A 17,217-nucleotide genomic window follows, 5' to 3' on the forward strand; every position below is an offset into this window, starting at 1 on the left:
AGGACGGTGAGTATTGATGGAAAGTTACTCGAAAGTCGGTATGCAGGAACTTGACCAGCGCCTATCGAAGATCGTCGAAGCCGCACGCAAGAAACCGGTATCGGTTTATCGATATGGGGCGCCATGGGTCTGGATAGTGTCCCAGGAAGATTGGCAGGGTGCGCTCAAGGAAGTGTCCAGCTATATACCGCCGGGACATTCCCTGGCGTTGCTGAAACCGCAAATAGAAAGTCTCCTTGGCGAAGAGGCTAAAGTCCTCTCGGCGCTCGCCCGCGAACATGGCATGCAGTTGGCCCCGGAGCCGCTGATCCATGCGCTGCTGCTGCAACTGCTGTACGCGATTCCCAGCGAGCAGCAGTTGTACGAGCAATTGAACTACAACCTGCTGTATCGCTGGTTCGTCGGCCTGGAAATGAAGCAGAAGATCTGGAGTTTTCCGGTTTTCGTCGGCGATATAACCGTCCTGCTGAACAGCGCGGAGGCGGTAAGGATAATAGGCAGGATTATCGGGGAAGTGATTTCCGGGGATCTCATGCAGATGCCGGAGTTCTCCCTGAACTTCGCCTTGTTGCATACATGGCAAGCGCGCCATGGCGGAGCGCGACGGCTGAATATCTAGCGCGAAAGTGAAAATAGAGAAGAACGAAATTTCATAAGGGCGGGGCGCTGTTTTTAACAGGTTGTTCATGCGTCATCGCTAGTTTGTTGTCTTTCATAGAACTGTTCGATGAACGGACTTGTTGCATTAGAACAATAAGTCCCGATGGAACTTCGGGGGACCGTGTGAAGCGTTCGCTGTTCAATTGTGCGCACCCGTTTCGCCAGCGCTGGTCGATCGGTTGCCTGGCTGTCGCATTGTCGTGCGCTTCGCTGGCCGACGAGGCCCCTCCCGCCGCGGCGGGAGCCGAGCCCCAGCGTCTGGTGGACATCAACGAGTACGTGGTACGCGGCAACACCGTGCTGGACAACCGCGCCATCGAGGCGGCGGTGTATCCCTTCCTCGGACCGCAGCGCAGCCTGGGCGACATAGAGGGGGCGCGCGATGCGCTGCAGGCCGCCTACCAGGAGAAGGGCTACCAGTCGGTCTACGTCGAGCTGCCGGAGCAGCAGGTGAGCGGCGGGGTGGTCTACCTGCAGGTCACCGAGACCACTGTCGGTCGCGTCCGGGTGGTCGGCGCCAAGCACTATTCGCCGGTGGAGTTGCGCGAGGAAGTGCCGGCCCTGGAGGAGGGCAAGGTGCCCGACTTCGCCCAGGTTCAGCGCGAGCTGGCGCAGGTCAACCGCACCCCCGGCCGCCAGGTGCTGCCGATGGTGCGCGAGGGCCAGCGGCCCGGCACCATGGACGTCGACCTGCAGGTGGAAGACAAGAATCCCTGGCACGCCAGCATCGGCCTGAACAACGACTACAGCGCCGACACCCGTCACTTGCGCTCGGTGGTTTCGCTGGGCTACGACAACCTCTGGCAACTCGGCCACGCCATCTCGCTGACCTATTTCACCGCGCCGCAGGACCAGGACAACGCCAAGGTCTGGTCCGGCTCCTATACCGCGCCGCTGAGCCAGCGCTGGAGCGTGCAGTTGTCCGGCTACCAGTCCGACAGCGACGTGGCCACGGTGGGCAGCATGAATGTGGTCGGCCAGGGCCACTCCTACGGCGTGGCGGCGATCTACAGCCTGCCGGTCACCGGCCTCTGGTCGCACTCGTTCTCCTTCGGCGTCGACTTCAAGGACTTCGAGGAACAGACCCGGATCGGCGGCAACAACGACAGGGTGCCGATCAAGTACGCCCCGCTGACCCTCGGCTACAACGGCTTCCGCTACACCGAACGTTCCCAGTTGGCCCTCGGCCTGAGCCTGGTGGCCGGTACCGGCAGTCTCCTCGGCTACGGCGACGACGACGAGGAATTCGACCGCAAGCGTTATCGCGCCAAGTCCGGCTTCGGTGTGCTCAAGGGCGATCTCAACCACACCCTGACCTTCGGCGGCGACTGGCAGGTGGCGACCAAGGCGGCCTTCCAGCTTGCCTCCGGGCCGCTGATCTCCAACGAACAGTTCGCCGCCGGCGGAGCCACCAGCGTGCGTGGCTACCTGGCGGCGGAGAACACCGCCGACGACGGCTACCTGCTCTCCCAGGAATGGCGTACGCCGTCCCTCGGACGCTTCCTCGGCAAGCGCGCCGGCGGCTATGTCAACGACTGGCGCTTCTACGTGTTCGCCGAGGGCGCGCAATTGCGCCTGCAGGATGCGCTGCCCGAGCAGGACGACGACTTCAGCCTGGCCAGCGTCGGCATCGGCACCCGCGCGCAACTCGCCGACTGGCTGTCCGGCAGCCTCGACTGGGCCTTCCCGCTGCTGGAAGGGACGAACACCGACAAACACGACTCGCGCCTGCATTTCAGCGTGCAGGCGAGCTTCTGACGCTGACCCCGGAGTAACCCCACATGTATCGCTTATTGCTGACATCGCTGATCTGCCTGGGCCTGCTGGCCCCGGCCAGCGCCAGTGCCTGGTGGCAGGACGACTGGCAGTACCGCAAGCAGGTCTCGGTCGATACCACCCCGCAAGGCGCGGCGATCAACGACAGTCTCGGTCGCCTGCCGCTGCTGGTGCGCCTGCATACCGGCAACTTCACCTTCGACGGGGTCAACGAGAACGGCTCGGACATCCGCTTCGTCGCCGCCGACGACAAGACCGTGTTGCGCCACCAGGTCGAGAGCTTCGACCCGCTGATGGGCATGGCCCTGATCTGGGTCGACGTGCCGCGGGTGGAGGGTGGCCAGCGCCAGGACATCTGGATGTACTACGGCAACGCCAAGGCGCCGGAGAGCGGCAACGGCCAGTCGGTGTTCGACCCGGACTACACCCTGGTCTATCACTTCGACGGTGCGCCGGGCACTCCGCCGCGGGACTCCACCGCCTACGCCAACAATGCGCAGACCGCAGCCGGCAGTCCGGTGGAGGGCGTCATCGGTCGCTCCGCGCAACTGCTGGGCCAGCCGCTGCTGCTGCCGGCCAGCCCATCGCTGGCGGTGAGCGCCGGTGGCACCTTCAGCTTCAGCGGCTGGGTGCGTCCCGATCAACTGGCCGGCGAACAGGTCCTGCTGTCGCGCCGCGAAGGCGGCAACGCCCTGTTGGTCGGCCTGGCCCAGGGCGCGCCCTTCGTCGAGCTGAACGGTCAGCGCGCTGCCGCCAGCCAGGCCCTGGCGCAGGGGCAATGGCAGCATCTGGCGCTGGTCGCCGACGGTACCCGGCTGGCGCTGTATCTCGGGGGGCGCGAAGTCGCCAGCCTGGCGGCGGCGCTGCCGGCGTTCAGCGGTGCGATCGCCATCGGCGCGGAAGGCCAGGCCGCGCCTGCGGTCGCCACCGAAGCGGCAAGCGGGGAAGGCGAGGCGAGCGCCGCGGCGCCGACCCTGCAACCCTTCCAGGGCGCCATCGACGAGTTGCGCCTGTCGAAGATCGCCCGCCCGGCGGCGCTGCTCCTCGCCGACGCCACCGCCCAGGGCGCCGAGTCGCGCCTGGTGGCCTACGGGGTCGACGAGAAGCAGTCCGGCTTCGGCTTCGGCAAGCTCGGCTTCCTGCTCAACGCAGTGCCGCTGGATGCCTGGGTGATCATCGCGATCCTGGCGCTGATGATGGTCCAGTCGTGGGTCATCATGTACCGCAAGAACCAGAACGTCGGCCGTGTCAGTCGCGCCAACGGGCTGTTCCGCGAGCGCTTCGCCGAGGTCGGCACGCGCCTGGAACTGCTCGCCGACGACCGCGAGCTGGCCGCCCGCCTGCAACACTCCTCGCTGTGGCGCCTGTACCAGGTGGCGGTGAAGGAGATCCGCACCCGCCGCGAGCAGGGCGCCGACACCTCTTCCGTCTCCGCGGCCACCATCGAGGCGATCCGCGCCTCCATGGACGGCGTGCGCACCAAGGAGAACCAGCAGCTCGGCTCGCGCCTGTCGAGCCTGTCCAACGCCATCGCCGGCGGCCCCTACATCGGCCTGCTCGGCACCGTGCTGGGGATCATGGTGGTGTTCCTCGGCACCGCCATGGCCGGCGACGTCAACATCAATGCCATCGCCCCGGGCATGGCCGCCGCCCTGCTGGCCACGGCCATGGGCCTGTTCGTCGCGATCCCCGCGTTGTTCGGCTACAACCGCCTGGTCACGCGGAACAAGGAAGTCAGCGCGGACATGCGGGTGTTCGTCGACGAGTTCGTCACCCGCCTCGCCGAGGTGCATGGCGAAAGCCAGCTCAGCGAAGTGGCCCATCGTCGCAACGGCCAGCCGTTGCCGGCCTGAGGAGAACACCATGGCTTCCGTGAACAGCAGCCACGACGATGACGACGACGGCGCCGTCGACAGCATCAACATCACCCCGCTGGTGGACGTGCTGATGGTGGTGCTGGTGATGTTCATCCTCACTGCCACCGCCCAGGTCGCCGGGATCCAGATCAACCTGCCGAAGGCCAGTGCCACCGTGGCGCTGTCGCAGCCCAAGACCAAGGCGATCTCGGTGAACGATGCCGGCCAGGTGTTCCTCGACGCCTACCCGGTGACCCTGCCCGAGCTGGAGGACCGCCTGCGTACGGAGAAGGCCCTCAACCCCGACTTCCCGGTAGTGGTCCGCGGCGACGCCACGGTGCAGTACCAGAAGGTCATCGAGGTCCTCGACCTGCTGCGCCGCCTGGAGCTGTCCCAGGTCGGCCTGGTCACCGGCAAACCGACCTGAGGCCCGGGATGAACATGTCCGCCGATCCCAAGCACACCCCCGAGCCGAAAAATGCCGCGCCGCTGTCCATCGACGGCCGCCCGGCGAACCCGACCCTGCGCTACCTCAAGTGGGGCCTCGGCGCGCTGCTGCTCGCCGGCCTCGCCTGGCTGGTCTGGGAGTGGGCCAACGACATGAGCGGCGTGCGCCGCGAGGCGCCCAAGGTGCCGGCGATCATCCCGCTGCCGCCACCGCCTCCGCCGCCGCCGGAAAAACCGCCGGAACCGGAGCAGCCGGTGGAAGAGGAAAAGATCGTCGAGCCGGAACCGCAACCCGAACTGGAGGAGGTCAAGCCGCAGGAGGAAGCGCCGCCGTCGCCGGCCGACGACCTGGCCGACCCGATGCAGATGGATGGCGACGCCCAGTCCGGCTCCGACGCTTTCAACATCGGCGCCGGCAAGGGCGGCGGGATGGCCGGTTCCGGCGGCGGTCGCGCCGGCAACGCCAGCTATAGCCAGTACCTGGCCTACGCCTTCCAGCGCCTGCTGCGGGACAACCCGGAGCTGCGCAACCTGGCGTTCCGCCTGCAGGCGGAGATCTGGCTGAGTTCCTCGGGGGATATCACCCGGGCCGAACTGACCCGCTCCAGCGGCGACCCCGAGACCGACCAGAAGGTGCTGGCCGCGCTGCGCGCCGCCGGCCGCCTGGAAGAACGCCCGCCGGCTTCGCTGACCCTGCCGGTGCGCATCGCCCTGCAGGGCAAGCGGCCGGGATGAGAAGACGCCAACCCAGAACGATTTCCGGCAGGCGACTGCCTTGAAGGACCTTAGGAGCCGTACACAGATGAACGCGAAAGTGAACCGACTGGCGCTGGGGATGGGCGTCATGCTCGCCGCGCTGGCCGGCCAGGCGCAGGCCCAGCCGCCGGCGCCCTCGGAGAACGCCACGATCAACCTGATCCGCCTGCTGGTACAGCAGGGCGTGTTGAAGAAGGAACAGGCCGATGCGCTGGTCAGGCAGGCCGAGGCCGAGGCGCAACAGGCCCAGCAGGCGCGCCAGGCCGTGGCGCCCGCGGCGGCCGTTGCCGCTGTCCCCGGGGAGGTCCGCGTACCCTATATCCCGCAGGTGGTGCGCGACCAGATCCGCGACGAAGTGAAGGCCGAGGTAATGACCCAGGCCAAGGCGGAGAATTGGGCGCAGCCCAACGCCTTCCCGGACTGGGCCTCGCGCATCAGCTTCGACGGCGACGTGCGCCTGCGCTACGAGTCGCGCTCCTTCGGCAACGGCAACAGCAACCAGATCACCGACTTCGCCGAACTCAACGACGACGGTCCCTATGACGTCAACCCGAATACCAGCTCGGGCCTGCCGCCGCTGCTCAATACCCGCGAGGACCGCGACAGCCTGCTGCGCCTGCGCGCGCGCTTCGGCCTCAAGGCGGCGCTGTCGGAAAGCTGGAGCGCCGGCATCCGCATCGGCACCGGTTCGGACAACAACCCGGTGTCGACCACCCAGACCCTCGGCGGCGGCTTCGGCAAGAAGGACCTCTGGCTCGACCAGGGCTACCTGACCTGGAAGCCCAGCGAGCGCCTGAGCCTGACCGGCGGGCGGATCGCCAATCCGTTCCTGTCCACCGATCTGTTGTATTCCAACGACCTCAACTTCGACGGCGTGGCGGCGATCTTCAACCAGCCGCTGAGCCGCGATGTCTCGCTGTTCGGCACGGTCGGCGCGTTCCCCGTGGAGTACAGCTCGGACACCGCCTCGTCGAACGGTTTCGACAAGGAAGACAGCGACAACAAGTGGATGTACGGCGCGCAATTGGGCGCCACCTGGAAGATCAACCCGCAGCACAGCCTTACCGGCGCGCTGGCCTACTACCGCTTCGACGATATCGAAGGGCGGCGTTCCAGCCCCTGCCGGCCCTGGGCCGGGGATCCGGAGTGCGACACCGACGGCAGCCGTCCGACCTTCATGCAGAAGGGCAACACGGTGTTCCTCCTGCGCGACATCGTGCCCAACCCGGCCGACCCGGCGAACACGCCGAACCCGCAGTACGTCGGCCTGGCCTCGGAGTTCAACCTGCTCGACCTGAACCTCGGCTGGGATGCCGAGCTGCCCAACGACTTCAAGCTGCGGGTGGCCGGCAACTACGTGCACAACCTGGGCTACGACGAGGGCGATATGCGCAAGCGCGCCGGCGGTGTGGCGCAGATCGCCAACAACCTCGGCTCCGATGGCGACATCAAGAGCGGGGCGAACGCCTGGATGCTCCAGTTCACCCTGGGCAACGCCCTGGACATGCGCGACGCCGGCGACTGGCAGGTCTTCGCCGCCTACAAGTACATCCAGCCGGATGCCCTGCCGGACGGTTTCAACGATTCCACCTTCCACCTTGGCGGGACCAACGCCAAGGGCTACATCCTCGGCGCCAGCTATGGCTTCGACAAGCGCGTCTACGGTACCGCGCGCTGGCTCAGCTCCGACGAGGTCTACGGCGCACCGTTCTCCATCGACGTCCTGCAACTCGAGGTCAACACGCGCTTCTGAGCGCTCCTCGAGGCAGACCATGAAGAGGCAGACCATGAACACGCGACCTTTCTCATTACCGATCTGGGCCCAGGCGCTGCTCGCCGGGGCCGCCTTCGCCGCCTACGCCAGCCAGGCGGCCTACGCCGACAGTCTGGAGGAACGCCTGCGCACCCAGTTGCGCAGCACCACCCAGCAACTCCAGGCGCTGCAGACCGAACAGGCCCAGGTCACCGCGGCGAAAGCCGCGCTGGAAAGCCAGCGCGATGCGGCGCTGGCCCAGGTCAAGCAACTGAGCGCCGAGCTGGCCCGGGCCAAGGGCCAGGCCGAGCAGCTCTCGGCCCAGCAACAGGGCTTGCACGACCGGGCGCGGCAGATGGTCGAGGCGAGCAACGAGCAACTGGGCAAGTACAAGCAGGCCTACGACGAGTTGCTGGTCATGGCGCGAGCCAAGGAGGCCGAGCGGCAGAAGCTCGACCTGGCGTTCCGCGAGCACGACCAGCAGTTGCAGCAGTGCACCGCGAAGAACCGGGAAATGTATGGCGTGGCCAAGGAGATCCTCGGCGCCTACGAGAACGTCAGCGTCGCCGAGGTGATGAAGATCCGCCAACCGTTCGCCAGCGGTGCGCGGGTGAAATTCGAAGAGATGGCGCAGAAGCTCGGCGACGACCTCTACAAGACCCAGGTCGAGAACCGCCAGGCGGCGCTCGCCCAGTGAAATCCGATAGCAAACCAGGAACCCGGACATGAACGACATCACCCTGATCGAACACCTTTCCGTCGACAGCCTGACCGAGGCCTTGCAGGAGGCCGGCTATCGGGTCAACCGCAGCGAGCAGAACGGCGTCGTGCAACTGCTCAGCGCCAGCCAGGGAATCGGCTACGCGGTGCGCTTCGGCAATCCGGCGGCGACGCCGGCGAGCTACCTCGACTTCACCTTCAGCTGCGCCCTGCGCGTGCAGGGCGAATTGCCCGCCGGGCTGACCGAGCGCTGGAATCTCAGCCGGCGCTTCGGCCGCCTGTCGCAGCAGGGCGAGTTCCTGGTGATGGAAATGGACGTGATCGTCGCCGGCGGCGTCAGCCCGGCCAACCTGCGTAGCCATATCGAACTGTGGGATCGCCTGCTGCAGGAGTTCATCGCCTATCTGCGCGACTACAGCCGCCTGGCCGCGGAGCAGCAGGGCATGGCGCAGGATGCCGGTCAACCCGTCGATGGCGAGGCCTGAGCCGATGCGGCCGGCATTTCGTTGCGGCATCCTGGCGTTCGCGCTTGCCGTTCTCGCCGGCTGTGGCCAGCGCGAGGACGGCGGCGCGGGCCAGGCCCAGGCCGCGCTTGCCAAGCCATCTGCCAGCGCCGCCGCGGAACCCGCGGTGGCCCGCCTCGGTGCCTTGCAGGTGGCGCCGGACGAACTGAAGGCGCTGCTGGCCGAGGTGCCGGCGGAAACCCGCGCGCAGTTGAGCGAGAACCGCGACGCGATGGAACGCTGGATGCGTGCGCGACTGGCCGAGAAGGCGCTCTACGAACAGGCCAGCGCCCAGGACTGGCAACAGCGTCCGCAGGTGAAGACGCTGATCGATGCGGCGGCGCGGCAGATCGTCCTGCGTACCTACCTGGAGTCGGTGAGCACGGTGCCCGAGGACTACCCCAGCGATGCCGAACTGCAGGCCGCCTACCAGGCGAACAAGGCGCAACTGGCTGTACCGGCGCTGTACCGGGTCAGCCAGATCTTCATCGCCGCCTCTGCGGCCGGCGGGCTTGCCGAAGCGCGCAAGCGCGCCCAGGAACTCTTCCGGCAGGCCGCGGACGGCGACTTCGCCGAACTGGCGCGCAAGCATTCCGACGACCCGCAGACCGCCCGCAACGGCGGCGACATCGGTGGGTTGCTGGCGCAGGCGCAACTGCTGCCGGCGATCCGTCCGGCGCTGGAACGGCTGAAGGTCGGCGCGGTGTCCGAGCCGATCCAGGGCGCCAACGGTTTCCACCTGGTCAAGCTGACCGAGCGTCGCGACGCTCGCCTCGCCACCCTCGACGAGGTCCGTGGTCGCCTGCGCGAAAGCCTGCGCGCGCAACGCCAGGAGCAGATAGCCAAGGCCTACCTGGATGGCCTGGTGAACAACGCTACCCTGAGCATCGACGGCGCGTTGCTCGGCAAGACCCTGGCGGAACTGCACTGATGGACGGCATCCCGGAGGCCAGGCGTGGGCCGCGCGCGAGCCGCTGGCGGCACCTGCGCAGTTGGCTGTTCGGCGAGCCCGAGCGGTTCCGCGACGAACGCCAGCGGCTCTGGGGCGCCTATGCCGCATGGCTCGGCGAGCAGGTCCAGCAGCGCCTGGGCGAAGACGCCGAAACCGCGCCGCGGCTGCTGGCCTTCCTGGAGTCGCGGCGCGCGGCGGGGCAGTTGCCGAATACCGACATCGACCTGCGGATCTGGCTCGACGAACGCGGCTGGATCGTCCGTCTCGCCTGCCTGCGCAGCGACGCCGAGCCGATCGAGAATGAACTGCGGCGCGCGCTGATGGACCGTTCGTTGCGCCTGCCGCCGCCGGAACACATGCCGCAGCCGATCGAACTGCGGATTCGCCTCATGCCTGGACGCTAGCGAGGAAGCATGGCCCTATCGGAGTCCGCCGGGCAGCGCCCGGCACTGCTCAGGCCCGCGCAGGGACGCGACGACCGTGCCTATTGGCACGAGCTGTTCGGCTCCCTGGAGGTGGTGCATTTCTTCCTGGTCACCGCCCGTTGCGGCTGTTTCATGCAGGCTGCGCGCAGCCTGGACGTCAAGCCGACGCTGCTGCGCAAGACCCTGGCCCGGCTCGAGGAGCGCCTCGGCCTGCATCTGTTCGTGCATGAGGGCAACGCCCTCTCGCTGACCCGCGAGGGCCGCATCGTCCAGGCCGCCGGGCAGCGCCTGGTCGAGGACAGCCAGAGCCACGCCGATCTTCACCGGCAACAGCCGCTGGTGCGCCTGGCGGTGGCCGAAAGCGTCCTGCACGATGTGCTCAGTCGCGAGCTGTGGGGCTACCTGCGCAAGAACGCCAACCTGCGCGTAGCCCTCGCCGAGTTGCGCGAGGGCTGGCCGGAAAGCGCAGGGCCGGCGGAGATCGCCATCTGGATCGCCGATCCGGGGCAGCCGCATCCGCCGATGGAAGGCCACTTCGCCGCACCGGCGCGCATCGCCGAGCTGGAGTACCAGCCGCACATCGGCAAGCGCTATTCGCGCGAGCGCACGCGGCCGGCCAGCGAGGACGAGCTGGACGACTACCTGCTGGCGCAGCTCCACGGTCACGCCGCCAGCGCCGCCCTGGCGCCCTGGAACCGGCGGGTGGCGGCTCGCCAGTCGGGAGTGATCGAGGTACAGAGCCACGACCTGCTGCTACAGGCGATCCTCTGGGGCGCCTGCATCGGCCTGCTGCCGCATTACGCCGGACGCCTGGAGCGCAACCTGGCGGCGTTGCCGCAGGTCTTCGACGAGCCGATGCGGCGGGAAGTCTGGATGAGCGTGCAGCCGGAAGCGGAGAACCGCGTGGAGGTGCGTGCCTTGCTCGATCTGATCGAGCACGCCTTCGACGATCGGCGCGACTGGTTCGGACGCTGACCTTGCGGGCTTGACGGCGGTCGCCATAGCCGACACCGTTTCGCCACGGAACGGTTGACGGAAGGTACGCGATGACGGAGCGGCATTGGCAGGGCGAGGTCTGGCTGGCGCGGGACCACGCGCTGTTCGCCGGGGTCAACGGCGATACCCGCGAGCACGCGCACTATGCCCACCAGTTGCTGCTGGCGGAGACGCCGCTGCGGGTGCGCGTCGCTGGCCAGGTACTGGAGGCCCGGCGCTTGCTGGTGCCCTCGCTGCAAGCCCATCGCGTCGACGCGTCGCAGCCGTTGCTGGCGCTGTACGCCGAGCCGCTGGCGTTCGACAGCGACGACCTGCGTCAGCTTCTCGAGGACGCTCCCGGCGAGCCCGAGGCGTTGCTGGGGCGGCTTGCGCGGCTGCCTCGTCGACGGCTCGACCGCCGCGTCGAAAAGGCCCTGGCGGCGCTCGACGAGCAACTCGCGGCGCGGGTCGAGGCGGAAAGACTGGCGCGCAGCGCCAGTCTTTCGCTGAGCCAACTGGAGCGGCTGTTCGCCGTCCAGGTCGGCCTGTCGGTACGCCGCCTGGTGCTCTGGCGCCGCCTGTACCTGGCCTTCGCCCTGGCCTTGCAGGGGCGCAGCCTGACCGAGGCGGCCCATCACGCCGGCTTCGCCGACGCCGCGCACCTGTCGCGCAGCGTACGCAGCCTGCTCGGTATCCGCGCCGGCCTGTCGCTGCCGCACCTACGCCTGGCCGGCTGAACGCCCCAATCCTTCCGGCGGCTGTGGGACGTGCCTGCTGCGTGGCAGGTCGCGGAATGGCGCGAGCAACTGGCCGGCATAGTCGCGGGGATAGTCAGGCTGGTCGCCGATGCCCATGTCGGTGCTGTCCAGGCGGTAGTCGGGACGATGGAGGGCGGTGCCGAGCAGGCGGTCCCAGACGCTGAAGAACAGCGCGAAGTTGACGTCGCCGGCGCGCCCGTAGCGGATGTGGTGCAGGCGATGCAGCGGTGCCCAGGCGAACACATGGCGTAACCCGCCGATGCGCATGTCGACGTTGCTGTGTTGCAGCAGCAACTGGATGCCGATGGCGAAGGCGAGCAGCGCGGCGACCGTCTGCGGCACGCCGAGCAGCAACAGCGGCAGGGTGCCGCCGAGCGCTTCCAGGCCCAGGTGCAGGGGATGTTTCATCAGACCGTTGAAACCGTACAGGCGCTGCACGCTATGGTGCACCGCGTGCAGCCGCCAAAGCAGCGCCGAACGGTGGCTGGCGTAGTGCACCAGGGTGATGCCGAGATCGGCCAGGACGATCGCCAGCAGCAGTTGCAGCCACAGCGGCCAGGCCTGCGGCCACACCGGCCAGAAGCCCAGGACTCCGGCCAGCAGTGGCAGGGCGAGGATGCCAAGTGCGTTCAGGCTTTCGTTGACCGACGCGTGCAGGACATCGCGCAGGCGGTCGGCGTGCGGCCGGTTCCAGCGTGGCTGGTAGGGCAGTCGTCGTTCGGCGAGAAAGGACAGGCCGAGCGCCCCGAGGAACAGGGCGACCAGCCAGGCGTGGGAAGCCTGGCGATAGCCGACCTGCCAGGTCGCCAGGCCGATGAAGCCGGACCAGAAGAGGGGCGCGTAGGCGTAGCGCAGGAAGAACTGCATGGTGGGACCTCCGGATGAATGAGGTCCCCAGCGTCGCTCGCGACAGGCTGGCGGCGCTTGAACGAACCGCGCAAGTTCTCAGTCGCGCAGCACCAGCGGCGCGCCTGCCATGTCCCCGCGACCCGGCCAGGTCTCGCGGGCCAGCCAGGCCCCACCCAGGCAGACTAGGTTGGCCAGCAGCAGGTAGCCCAGCGGCGACAGCGGATTGCCGGTGACGCCGATCAGCCAGGTCACCACGATCTGCGCGGTGCCGCCGAACGCGGCGACACCGGTCGCATAGACCAGGGAAAAACCGGTGGAGCGCAGCGCCCGCGGGAAGCTTTCTACCAGCAGCACGATCAGCGCCGCGCCGCTCATGCCATGCAGGGCCGAGAGCAGGGCGAGGACGGCGAGGAAGACTGCCGGCTCGGGGTGACGGGTCATTGCCTGCAGTGCCGGGAACAGCACCGCGAGCAGCGCCAGGCGCGGCAGGATCAGCACGGCGCGGCGCCCGTAGCGGTCGCAGAGCACGCCGCCGAGCAACGCCGAGAGCGCCAGTGCGGCGCCGGCGACCAGCGTCGAGAGCATCGCGATGCCCGCCGGCAGGTGTAGCTCGGTAAGGGCGAAGGTGGTCATGTAGTTGAGGAAGTACTGGGTGATGGTGCTTCCGGAGAGGATCAGCAGGCCGAGCAGCAGGGCCCGCCGATGATTGCCGAACAACTCGCCGAGCAGGCTCCGGGTGCTGGCCTGGCGGCCGCGTCCGGAAAAGGTCTCGGCCAGGTTGAGGCGGATGTACAGGCCGATCGGCAGGACCAGCAGGCCGGCCGCGAAGGGAATCCGCCAGCCCCATTCCTGCAGTTGGCGCTCGTCGAGCCAGAGGGTGAGCAGGTAGCCCATCAGCCCGGCGGCGACCGCCGCGATGCCTTGCGCCACGACCTGCCAGCAGGCGTAGGTGCCGCGCTTGTGCGGCGGTGCCGCCTCGAGGATGTAGGTGGTCGCCGGCCCGGCCTCGCCGCCCCAGGCCAGGCCTTGCAGCAGGCGGGTCAACACCAGCAGCAGCGGCGCGGCCGGGCCGATGCTGTCGTAGCCGGGGAGCACCGCGATGCCGCCGGTGCCCAGCGCCATCAGGAACAGGGTAAGGAGCATCGCCGGCTTGCGCCCGGCGCGGTCGGCGTAGGCGCCGATAAGGATCGCGCCGAGGGGGCGGATGACGAAGCCGACGCCGAACGCGGTGACCGACAGGAGCAGGCTGACGAAGGCGCTGTCGGAGGGGAAGAAAGTCCGTCCGATCATCACCGCGAAGGTGGCATAGACCCCGAAGTCGAAGAATTCCACGGCGTTGCCGAGGACCACGGCAAAGACGCTGCGGCGGCTGGCCGGATCGGCGGCCGCCGGGGGACGGGTGGGGGAGCGCATGGCGAAGGCCCTCTCGGAGTGACGACTGAAACACTCAGGCCTGGAGCCGAGCGACGAGCGGCTGCCGGCTTCAGTCAGCCGGCGGCCGTGGCCAGCCGTGGATCGGACCGCGCCAGCCTTCGTAGGTCTTGCCGATGCGCAACAGCCAGGTATCGGCGAAGCGCGGCGCGACCAGTTGCAGGCCGATCGGCATGCCGGCGGCCGTGAAGCCGCAGTTTATCGAGAGCGCGGGCTGTTCGCCCATATTCCACGGCACGGTGAAGACGATGTGCTCGAACGGCCGCTGCGGATCGTTCAGCGGCGAGGCCCAGTCGGCGGGGAAGGCCTCGACCTGGTTGGTCGGCGTCAGCAGCAGGTCGATCTCGCCGAACAGCCGGGCGGCGCGCCGGCGCATCTCGAAGGTCTGGTTGAAACCGCGCACCGCATCGACCCCGCTGACCCGTGCGCCGCCCTCGGCCCAGGCGTGGACATAGGGCAGCACCCTGGCCCGCCGCGTCTCGTCGAGGAGCAGCAGTTCGCTCCACAGGCGGGCGCGCCAGAAGTCGTTCAGGCCGTCGAGCAGGCTCCGGTCCATCAGCGGTTCGACGATCCTGAGCTGGGCGCCGTGCTCCTCGAACAGCCGCGCCGCGGCCTCGATCGCGGCGCGGATTTCCGCGTCGGGCTGCAGGCCGCAGCCGGGGTCGAGTTGCAGGCCGACCCTCAGGCCGCGCACCGACAGCGGCTCGGCGCTCCAGTCCAGCGCTTCCGGCGGCAGGCTGGTGGCGTCGCGGGCGTCGGGCTGCGCGAGGTAGCGCATCAGCAGCAGGCAGTCGTCCATGCAGCGGGTCATCGGACCGGCGCAGCGACCGGTGTAGTAGGGGTCGATGGGGATCCGCCCGAGACTTGGCTTGAAGCCCACCAGGCCGCACCAGCCCGCCGGCAGTCGCACCGAGCCGCCGATGTCGGTGCCCAGGTGCAGCGGTCCGTAGCCGGCGGCGGCCGCCGCTGCCGCACCCGAACTGGAGCCGCCGGTATTGTTGGCCAGGTTCCAGGGATTGCGGGTGACTCCGTGGAAGCTGGAGAGGCCGGATGAAAGCATGCCGAAGTCCGGAACCGTAGTCTTGGCCAGGACGATCGCGCCGGCTTCGCGCAGCCGAGCGGCCGGCGGCGCGTCGCAGGGCGCGGGTTGCAGGGCGGTGGCGGCGCTGCCCAATGGGATAGGTTCGCCAGCGGTGGCGATCAGCTCCTTGATGGTTACCGGCAGCCCGTCCAGCGGGCCTTTGGGCTGTCCCTTGCGCCAGCGCTCGGTGGCCGCCGCGGCCTGTTCGCGAATCCGTTGCGGGTCGAAGCGATACAGCGCGTTGAGATGCGGTTCCCAGCGCTGGATGTGGGCCAGCAGATGCTCGTAGTACTCGCTGGGCGAGAGTTCCCGGCGGGCGAACAGTGCCAGCAGGCGGGTTCCCGGGAGGTCGTGCAGCGCGGTCATTCAAGCTCCCTCGAAGAACGGCCGCGGGCGTCAAGCGGCCGGCCTACCCGTTGTCGGGCGGCAATTCGAAACCAAAGTATATCGGGGAGGTATAGCCCATGACCGGCGATCGTTCCCGCCGGGGAATCAGCCCTTGCGTTGCTCGATGTAGCGCAGGAAGGCTGTCATGTCGGTACTGCACAGGGTCCGGGCGACCTGCTTCACCTCGTCCACCGGCCAGTCCCACCAGGCCGAAGCCAGCAGGGCTTCGCGGATGTCTTCCTCGAAGCGCCAGCGGATCTGCCGGGCCGGGTTGCCGCCGACGATGGCGAACGGCGGCACGTCGCGGGTCACCACCGCGCCGGCGGCGACTACCGCACCATGCCCGATGGTGACCCCGGAGAGGATCAGCGCGTTCGTGCAGATCCAACAGTCGCTACCGATGACCACGTCGCCGCGGGTCGTGGTGCTGTCAGGGATGTCGGCGACCTCATCGATCATCTTCGGGAAGGGGTAGGTGGTGAGCCAGTCGGTATGGTGCTCGCCGCCGAGGAGGATCTTCACGCCGGCAGCGATCGAGGTGTAGGCGCCGATCCTTAGGGTGGCCTTGTCGCCGAACTCGGTGACCTCCGGGATCCCGTAGGTGCCCACGCCGACCTCGTAATGTGGGTAGGCAAGACGGATCTTCTCCGGGGCCTTGAAGATCTTTTCCCAGCCACGGAAGTACTTCCGCTCTTTGCGTTTTTTCAGTTTTTCCAGGAATTTCATCGAATTACCTTGCCACCTTGGAGTCCACGGGGCTCAGGTGGTCTCGTGATGGAGAAGGAAGCGCTTCAACCGGCGGAAGGTGGTGCGGTTCCACTGCCGCAGCGGCAGCGAGCGGAGCAGTTGCCAGGCATGCCGCTTGTCCGCGACCACGGCGTACTTCAGGGCCTTGTTGACCAGCTCCGTGCGGCCGCGCTCGTAGGCGGGATGCGACTGGTAGGGCGCGATGGTGCGCAGGTCGGCATCGAGCAGCACCTTGTAGCGCCGCGACAGGTTGTCAGGGTGGCGCCGGTAGCGGGTGACCAGCACCGGCAGCTTGTGGATCTGGTAGCCCTGGCTGGCGATGCGCAGGGTCATCTGGAAGTCCTGCACCTTGATCTCGGGATCGTAGAAGCCGGCGGCGCGCAGGGCCTCCATGCGGTACAGGGACACCGGGGCGCCGCAGACATAGGCGTTGCCGAGCAGGTAGTCGAAGTCCAGCTGGCGGATGCGATTGCCGTTCTGCCGCTTGGTTTCCTGGCCTTCGCTGTCGATGTAGATCACCAGGGCGCCGACGCAGCCGACCTCCGGGTGCTGGTCGAGGTACGCGGCGCGCACGCTCAACGAGTGCGGCAGCATGATGTCGTCCAGGTCCGGCGTGGCTACGTAGTCGCCGCGGGCGTGTTGCAGACCGAAGTTCAGCGCTGCGCTGACGCCCTGGTTCTGCTGGCGGTAGAGCTGGAAACCGTGGACTTTCTGCAACTGCTCCAGCATGGCGTAGCTGTTGTCGGTGGAACCGTCGTCGACGATGATCACTTCGAAATTCGGGTAGTCCTGCTCGTAGATGCTGCGCAGGGCTTCTTCCAGGTACTTTTCCGCGTTGAAGCAGGGTGCTACGACGGATACCAGCGGGGCGTCCGTCGTGCCTGAGTGCTTGCTGGAAGTGGCTTCTTCAATCATGTGTCGTTCTTGTCACTCGTCTTGCCCGGTAGCCGCTCCAGGGGGCCGTCGGTCATGAAGTCCTGCGATCGTTCCGGCGATCGGTGCTCGGCACGGGCTGTCGGAAACACAGCGTTTCGCTCCGCCGGTACGGTCGCTGGAGTGGCTCTGGCACGCATGCCTGGATGGCCAGGCATCGCGACAGTATACCGTCGGAAGCATAGAGGGTAGGCCATCGGGCCCGAGA

General features: G+C 67.8%; 17 protein-coding genes. 12 read left to right on the forward strand and 5 right to left on the reverse strand.

Annotation, left to right across the window (positions count from 1 at the left end; genetic code table 11):
- Positions 1-16 precede the first annotated feature (16 nt).
- From FOC67_RS29900 to FOC67_RS03905, 12 genes are all read left to right on the forward strand, one after another.
- Positions 17-619, forward strand: a complete 603-nt coding sequence (locus tag FOC67_RS29900) for a transposase (protein ID WP_003085362.1) — start codon at positions 17-19, stop codon at positions 617-619.
- Positions 620-783: 164 nt separating this feature from the next.
- On the forward strand, positions 784-2,418 hold the full coding sequence (locus FOC67_RS03855; RefSeq protein ID WP_003110842.1) for a ShlB/FhaC/HecB family hemolysin secretion/activation protein: 1,635 nt from the start codon (positions 784-786) through the stop codon (positions 2,416-2,418).
- 23 nt (positions 2,419-2,441) lie between these two features.
- A complete protein-coding gene (locus FOC67_RS03860; protein WP_003116530.1) occupies positions 2,442-4,289 on the forward strand; it encodes a DUF2341 domain-containing protein in 1,848 nt (615 codons plus the stop codon).
- A 10-nt stretch (positions 4,290-4,299) separates the two neighbouring features.
- Positions 4,300-4,719: a biopolymer transporter ExbD gene (locus FOC67_RS03865; RefSeq protein ID WP_003085366.1), complete on the forward strand. Its 420-nt coding sequence runs from the start codon at positions 4,300-4,302 to the stop codon at positions 4,717-4,719.
- An 8-nt stretch (positions 4,720-4,727) separates the two neighbouring features.
- On the forward strand, positions 4,728-5,474 hold the full coding sequence (locus FOC67_RS03870) for an energy transducer TonB (RefSeq protein WP_003098450.1): 747 nt from the start codon (positions 4,728-4,730) through the stop codon (positions 5,472-5,474).
- Positions 5,475-5,541: 67 nt separating this feature from the next.
- Complete coding sequence (locus tag FOC67_RS03875; RefSeq protein ID WP_009315218.1) at positions 5,542-7,248, forward strand: putative porin; 1,707 nt, start codon at positions 5,542-5,544, stop codon at positions 7,246-7,248.
- A gap of 34 nt (positions 7,249-7,282) precedes the next feature.
- Positions 7,283-7,945, forward strand: coding sequence for a hypothetical protein (locus FOC67_RS03880; RefSeq protein ID WP_031627681.1), 663 nt, complete (start codon positions 7,283-7,285; stop codon positions 7,943-7,945).
- Between the two features lie 28 nt (positions 7,946-7,973).
- Positions 7,974-8,453 carry a YbjN domain-containing protein gene (locus FOC67_RS03885; RefSeq protein WP_003098446.1) on the forward strand — a complete coding sequence of 160 codons (480 nt, stop codon included), beginning with the start codon at positions 7,974-7,976 and terminating at the stop codon, positions 8,451-8,453.
- A gap of 4 nt (positions 8,454-8,457) precedes the next feature.
- Positions 8,458-9,402, forward strand: a complete 945-nt coding sequence (locus FOC67_RS03890; RefSeq protein ID WP_003110839.1) for a peptidylprolyl isomerase — start codon at positions 8,458-8,460, stop codon at positions 9,400-9,402.
- A complete protein-coding gene (locus tag FOC67_RS03895; RefSeq protein WP_009315220.1) occupies positions 9,402-9,827 on the forward strand; it encodes a hypothetical protein in 426 nt (141 codons plus the stop codon). The genes FOC67_RS03890 and FOC67_RS03895 overlap by 1 nt, the downstream gene beginning before the upstream one ends.
- Before the next feature lie 9 nt (positions 9,828-9,836).
- A complete protein-coding gene (locus tag FOC67_RS03900; protein ID WP_003120804.1) occupies positions 9,837-10,823 on the forward strand; it encodes a LysR family transcriptional regulator in 987 nt (328 codons plus the stop codon).
- A 71-nt stretch (positions 10,824-10,894) separates the two neighbouring features.
- Positions 10,895-11,560 carry a helix-turn-helix domain-containing protein gene (locus FOC67_RS03905; protein WP_003085387.1) on the forward strand — a complete coding sequence of 222 codons (666 nt, stop codon included), beginning with the start codon at positions 10,895-10,897 and terminating at the stop codon, positions 11,558-11,560.
- On the opposite strand, the gene FOC67_RS03910 is transcribed toward FOC67_RS03905, so the two are convergent.
- From FOC67_RS03910 to migA, 5 genes are all read right to left on the reverse strand, one after another.
- On the reverse strand, positions 11,543-12,448 hold the full coding sequence (locus tag FOC67_RS03910; protein WP_003085391.1) for a sterol desaturase family protein: 906 nt from the start codon (positions 12,446-12,448) through the stop codon (positions 11,543-11,545). The two genes, FOC67_RS03905 and FOC67_RS03910, sit on opposite strands and share 18 nt — an antisense overlap.
- 78 nt (positions 12,449-12,526) lie before the next feature.
- Positions 12,527-13,843, reverse strand: a complete 1,317-nt coding sequence (locus FOC67_RS03915) for an MFS transporter (protein WP_009315221.1) — start codon at positions 13,841-13,843, stop codon at positions 12,527-12,529.
- A 70-nt stretch (positions 13,844-13,913) separates the two neighbouring features.
- Positions 13,914-15,308 (reverse strand): amidase, encoded by a 1,395-nt coding sequence (locus tag FOC67_RS03920; RefSeq protein WP_009315222.1) that lies wholly within the window; start codon positions 15,306-15,308, stop codon positions 13,914-13,916.
- A 126-nt stretch (positions 15,309-15,434) separates the two neighbouring features.
- Positions 15,435-16,055: a CatB-related O-acetyltransferase gene (locus FOC67_RS03925; RefSeq protein ID WP_003116522.1), complete on the reverse strand. Its 621-nt coding sequence runs from the start codon at positions 16,053-16,055 to the stop codon at positions 15,435-15,437.
- Between the two features lie 33 nt (positions 16,056-16,088).
- Complete coding sequence (gene migA, locus FOC67_RS03930; protein ID WP_003098436.1) at positions 16,089-16,991, reverse strand: alpha-1,6-rhamnosyltransferase; 903 nt, start codon at positions 16,989-16,991, stop codon at positions 16,089-16,091.
- Between the last annotated feature and the right edge of the window lie 226 nt (positions 16,992-17,217).

Origin of the sequence: Pseudomonas sp. FDAARGOS_761, from assembly GCF_013343155.1 — a bacterium.
Taxonomy (GTDB): domain Bacteria; phylum Pseudomonadota; class Gammaproteobacteria; order Pseudomonadales; family Pseudomonadaceae; genus Pseudomonas; species Pseudomonas aeruginosa.

Bases quoted from the DNA above. Each gene is read 5' to 3' on its own strand.
- FOC67_RS29900 (WP_003085362.1), top strand. From the start codon at position 17: ATGGAAAGTTACTCGAAAGTCGGTATGCAGGAACTTGACCAGCGCCTA.
- FOC67_RS03915 (WP_009315221.1), bottom strand. From the start codon at position 13,843: ATGCGCTCCCCCACCCGTCCCCCGGCGGCCGCCGATCCGGCCAGCCGC.
- FOC67_RS03885 (WP_003098446.1), top strand. From the start codon at position 7,974: ATGAACGACATCACCCTGATCGAACACCTTTCCGTCGACAGCCTGACC.
- FOC67_RS03870 (WP_003098450.1), top strand. From the start codon at position 4,728: ATGAACATGTCCGCCGATCCCAAGCACACCCCCGAGCCGAAAAATGCC.
- migA (WP_003098436.1), bottom strand. From the start codon at position 16,991: ATGATTGAAGAAGCCACTTCCAGCAAGCACTCAGGCACGACGGACGCC.
- FOC67_RS03925 (WP_003116522.1), bottom strand. From the start codon at position 16,055: ATGAAATTCCTGGAAAAACTGAAAAAACGCAAAGAGCGGAAGTACTTC.
- FOC67_RS03920 (WP_009315222.1), bottom strand. From the start codon at position 15,308: ATGACCGCGCTGCACGACCTCCCGGGAACCCGCCTGCTGGCACTGTTC.
- FOC67_RS03880 (WP_031627681.1), top strand. From the start codon at position 7,283: ATGAACACGCGACCTTTCTCATTACCGATCTGGGCCCAGGCGCTGCTC.
- FOC67_RS03895 (WP_009315220.1), top strand. From the start codon at position 9,402: ATGGACGGCATCCCGGAGGCCAGGCGTGGGCCGCGCGCGAGCCGCTGG.
- FOC67_RS03865 (WP_003085366.1), top strand. From the start codon at position 4,300: ATGGCTTCCGTGAACAGCAGCCACGACGATGACGACGACGGCGCCGTC.
- FOC67_RS03890 (WP_003110839.1), top strand. From the start codon at position 8,458: ATGCGGCCGGCATTTCGTTGCGGCATCCTGGCGTTCGCGCTTGCCGTT.
- FOC67_RS03875 (WP_009315218.1), top strand. From the start codon at position 5,542: ATGAACGCGAAAGTGAACCGACTGGCGCTGGGGATGGGCGTCATGCTC.
- FOC67_RS03860 (WP_003116530.1), top strand. From the start codon at position 2,442: ATGTATCGCTTATTGCTGACATCGCTGATCTGCCTGGGCCTGCTGGCC.
- FOC67_RS03905 (WP_003085387.1), top strand. From the start codon at position 10,895: ATGACGGAGCGGCATTGGCAGGGCGAGGTCTGGCTGGCGCGGGACCAC.
- FOC67_RS03900 (WP_003120804.1), top strand. From the start codon at position 9,837: ATGGCCCTATCGGAGTCCGCCGGGCAGCGCCCGGCACTGCTCAGGCCC.
- FOC67_RS03910 (WP_003085391.1), bottom strand. From the start codon at position 12,448: ATGCAGTTCTTCCTGCGCTACGCCTACGCGCCCCTCTTCTGGTCCGGC.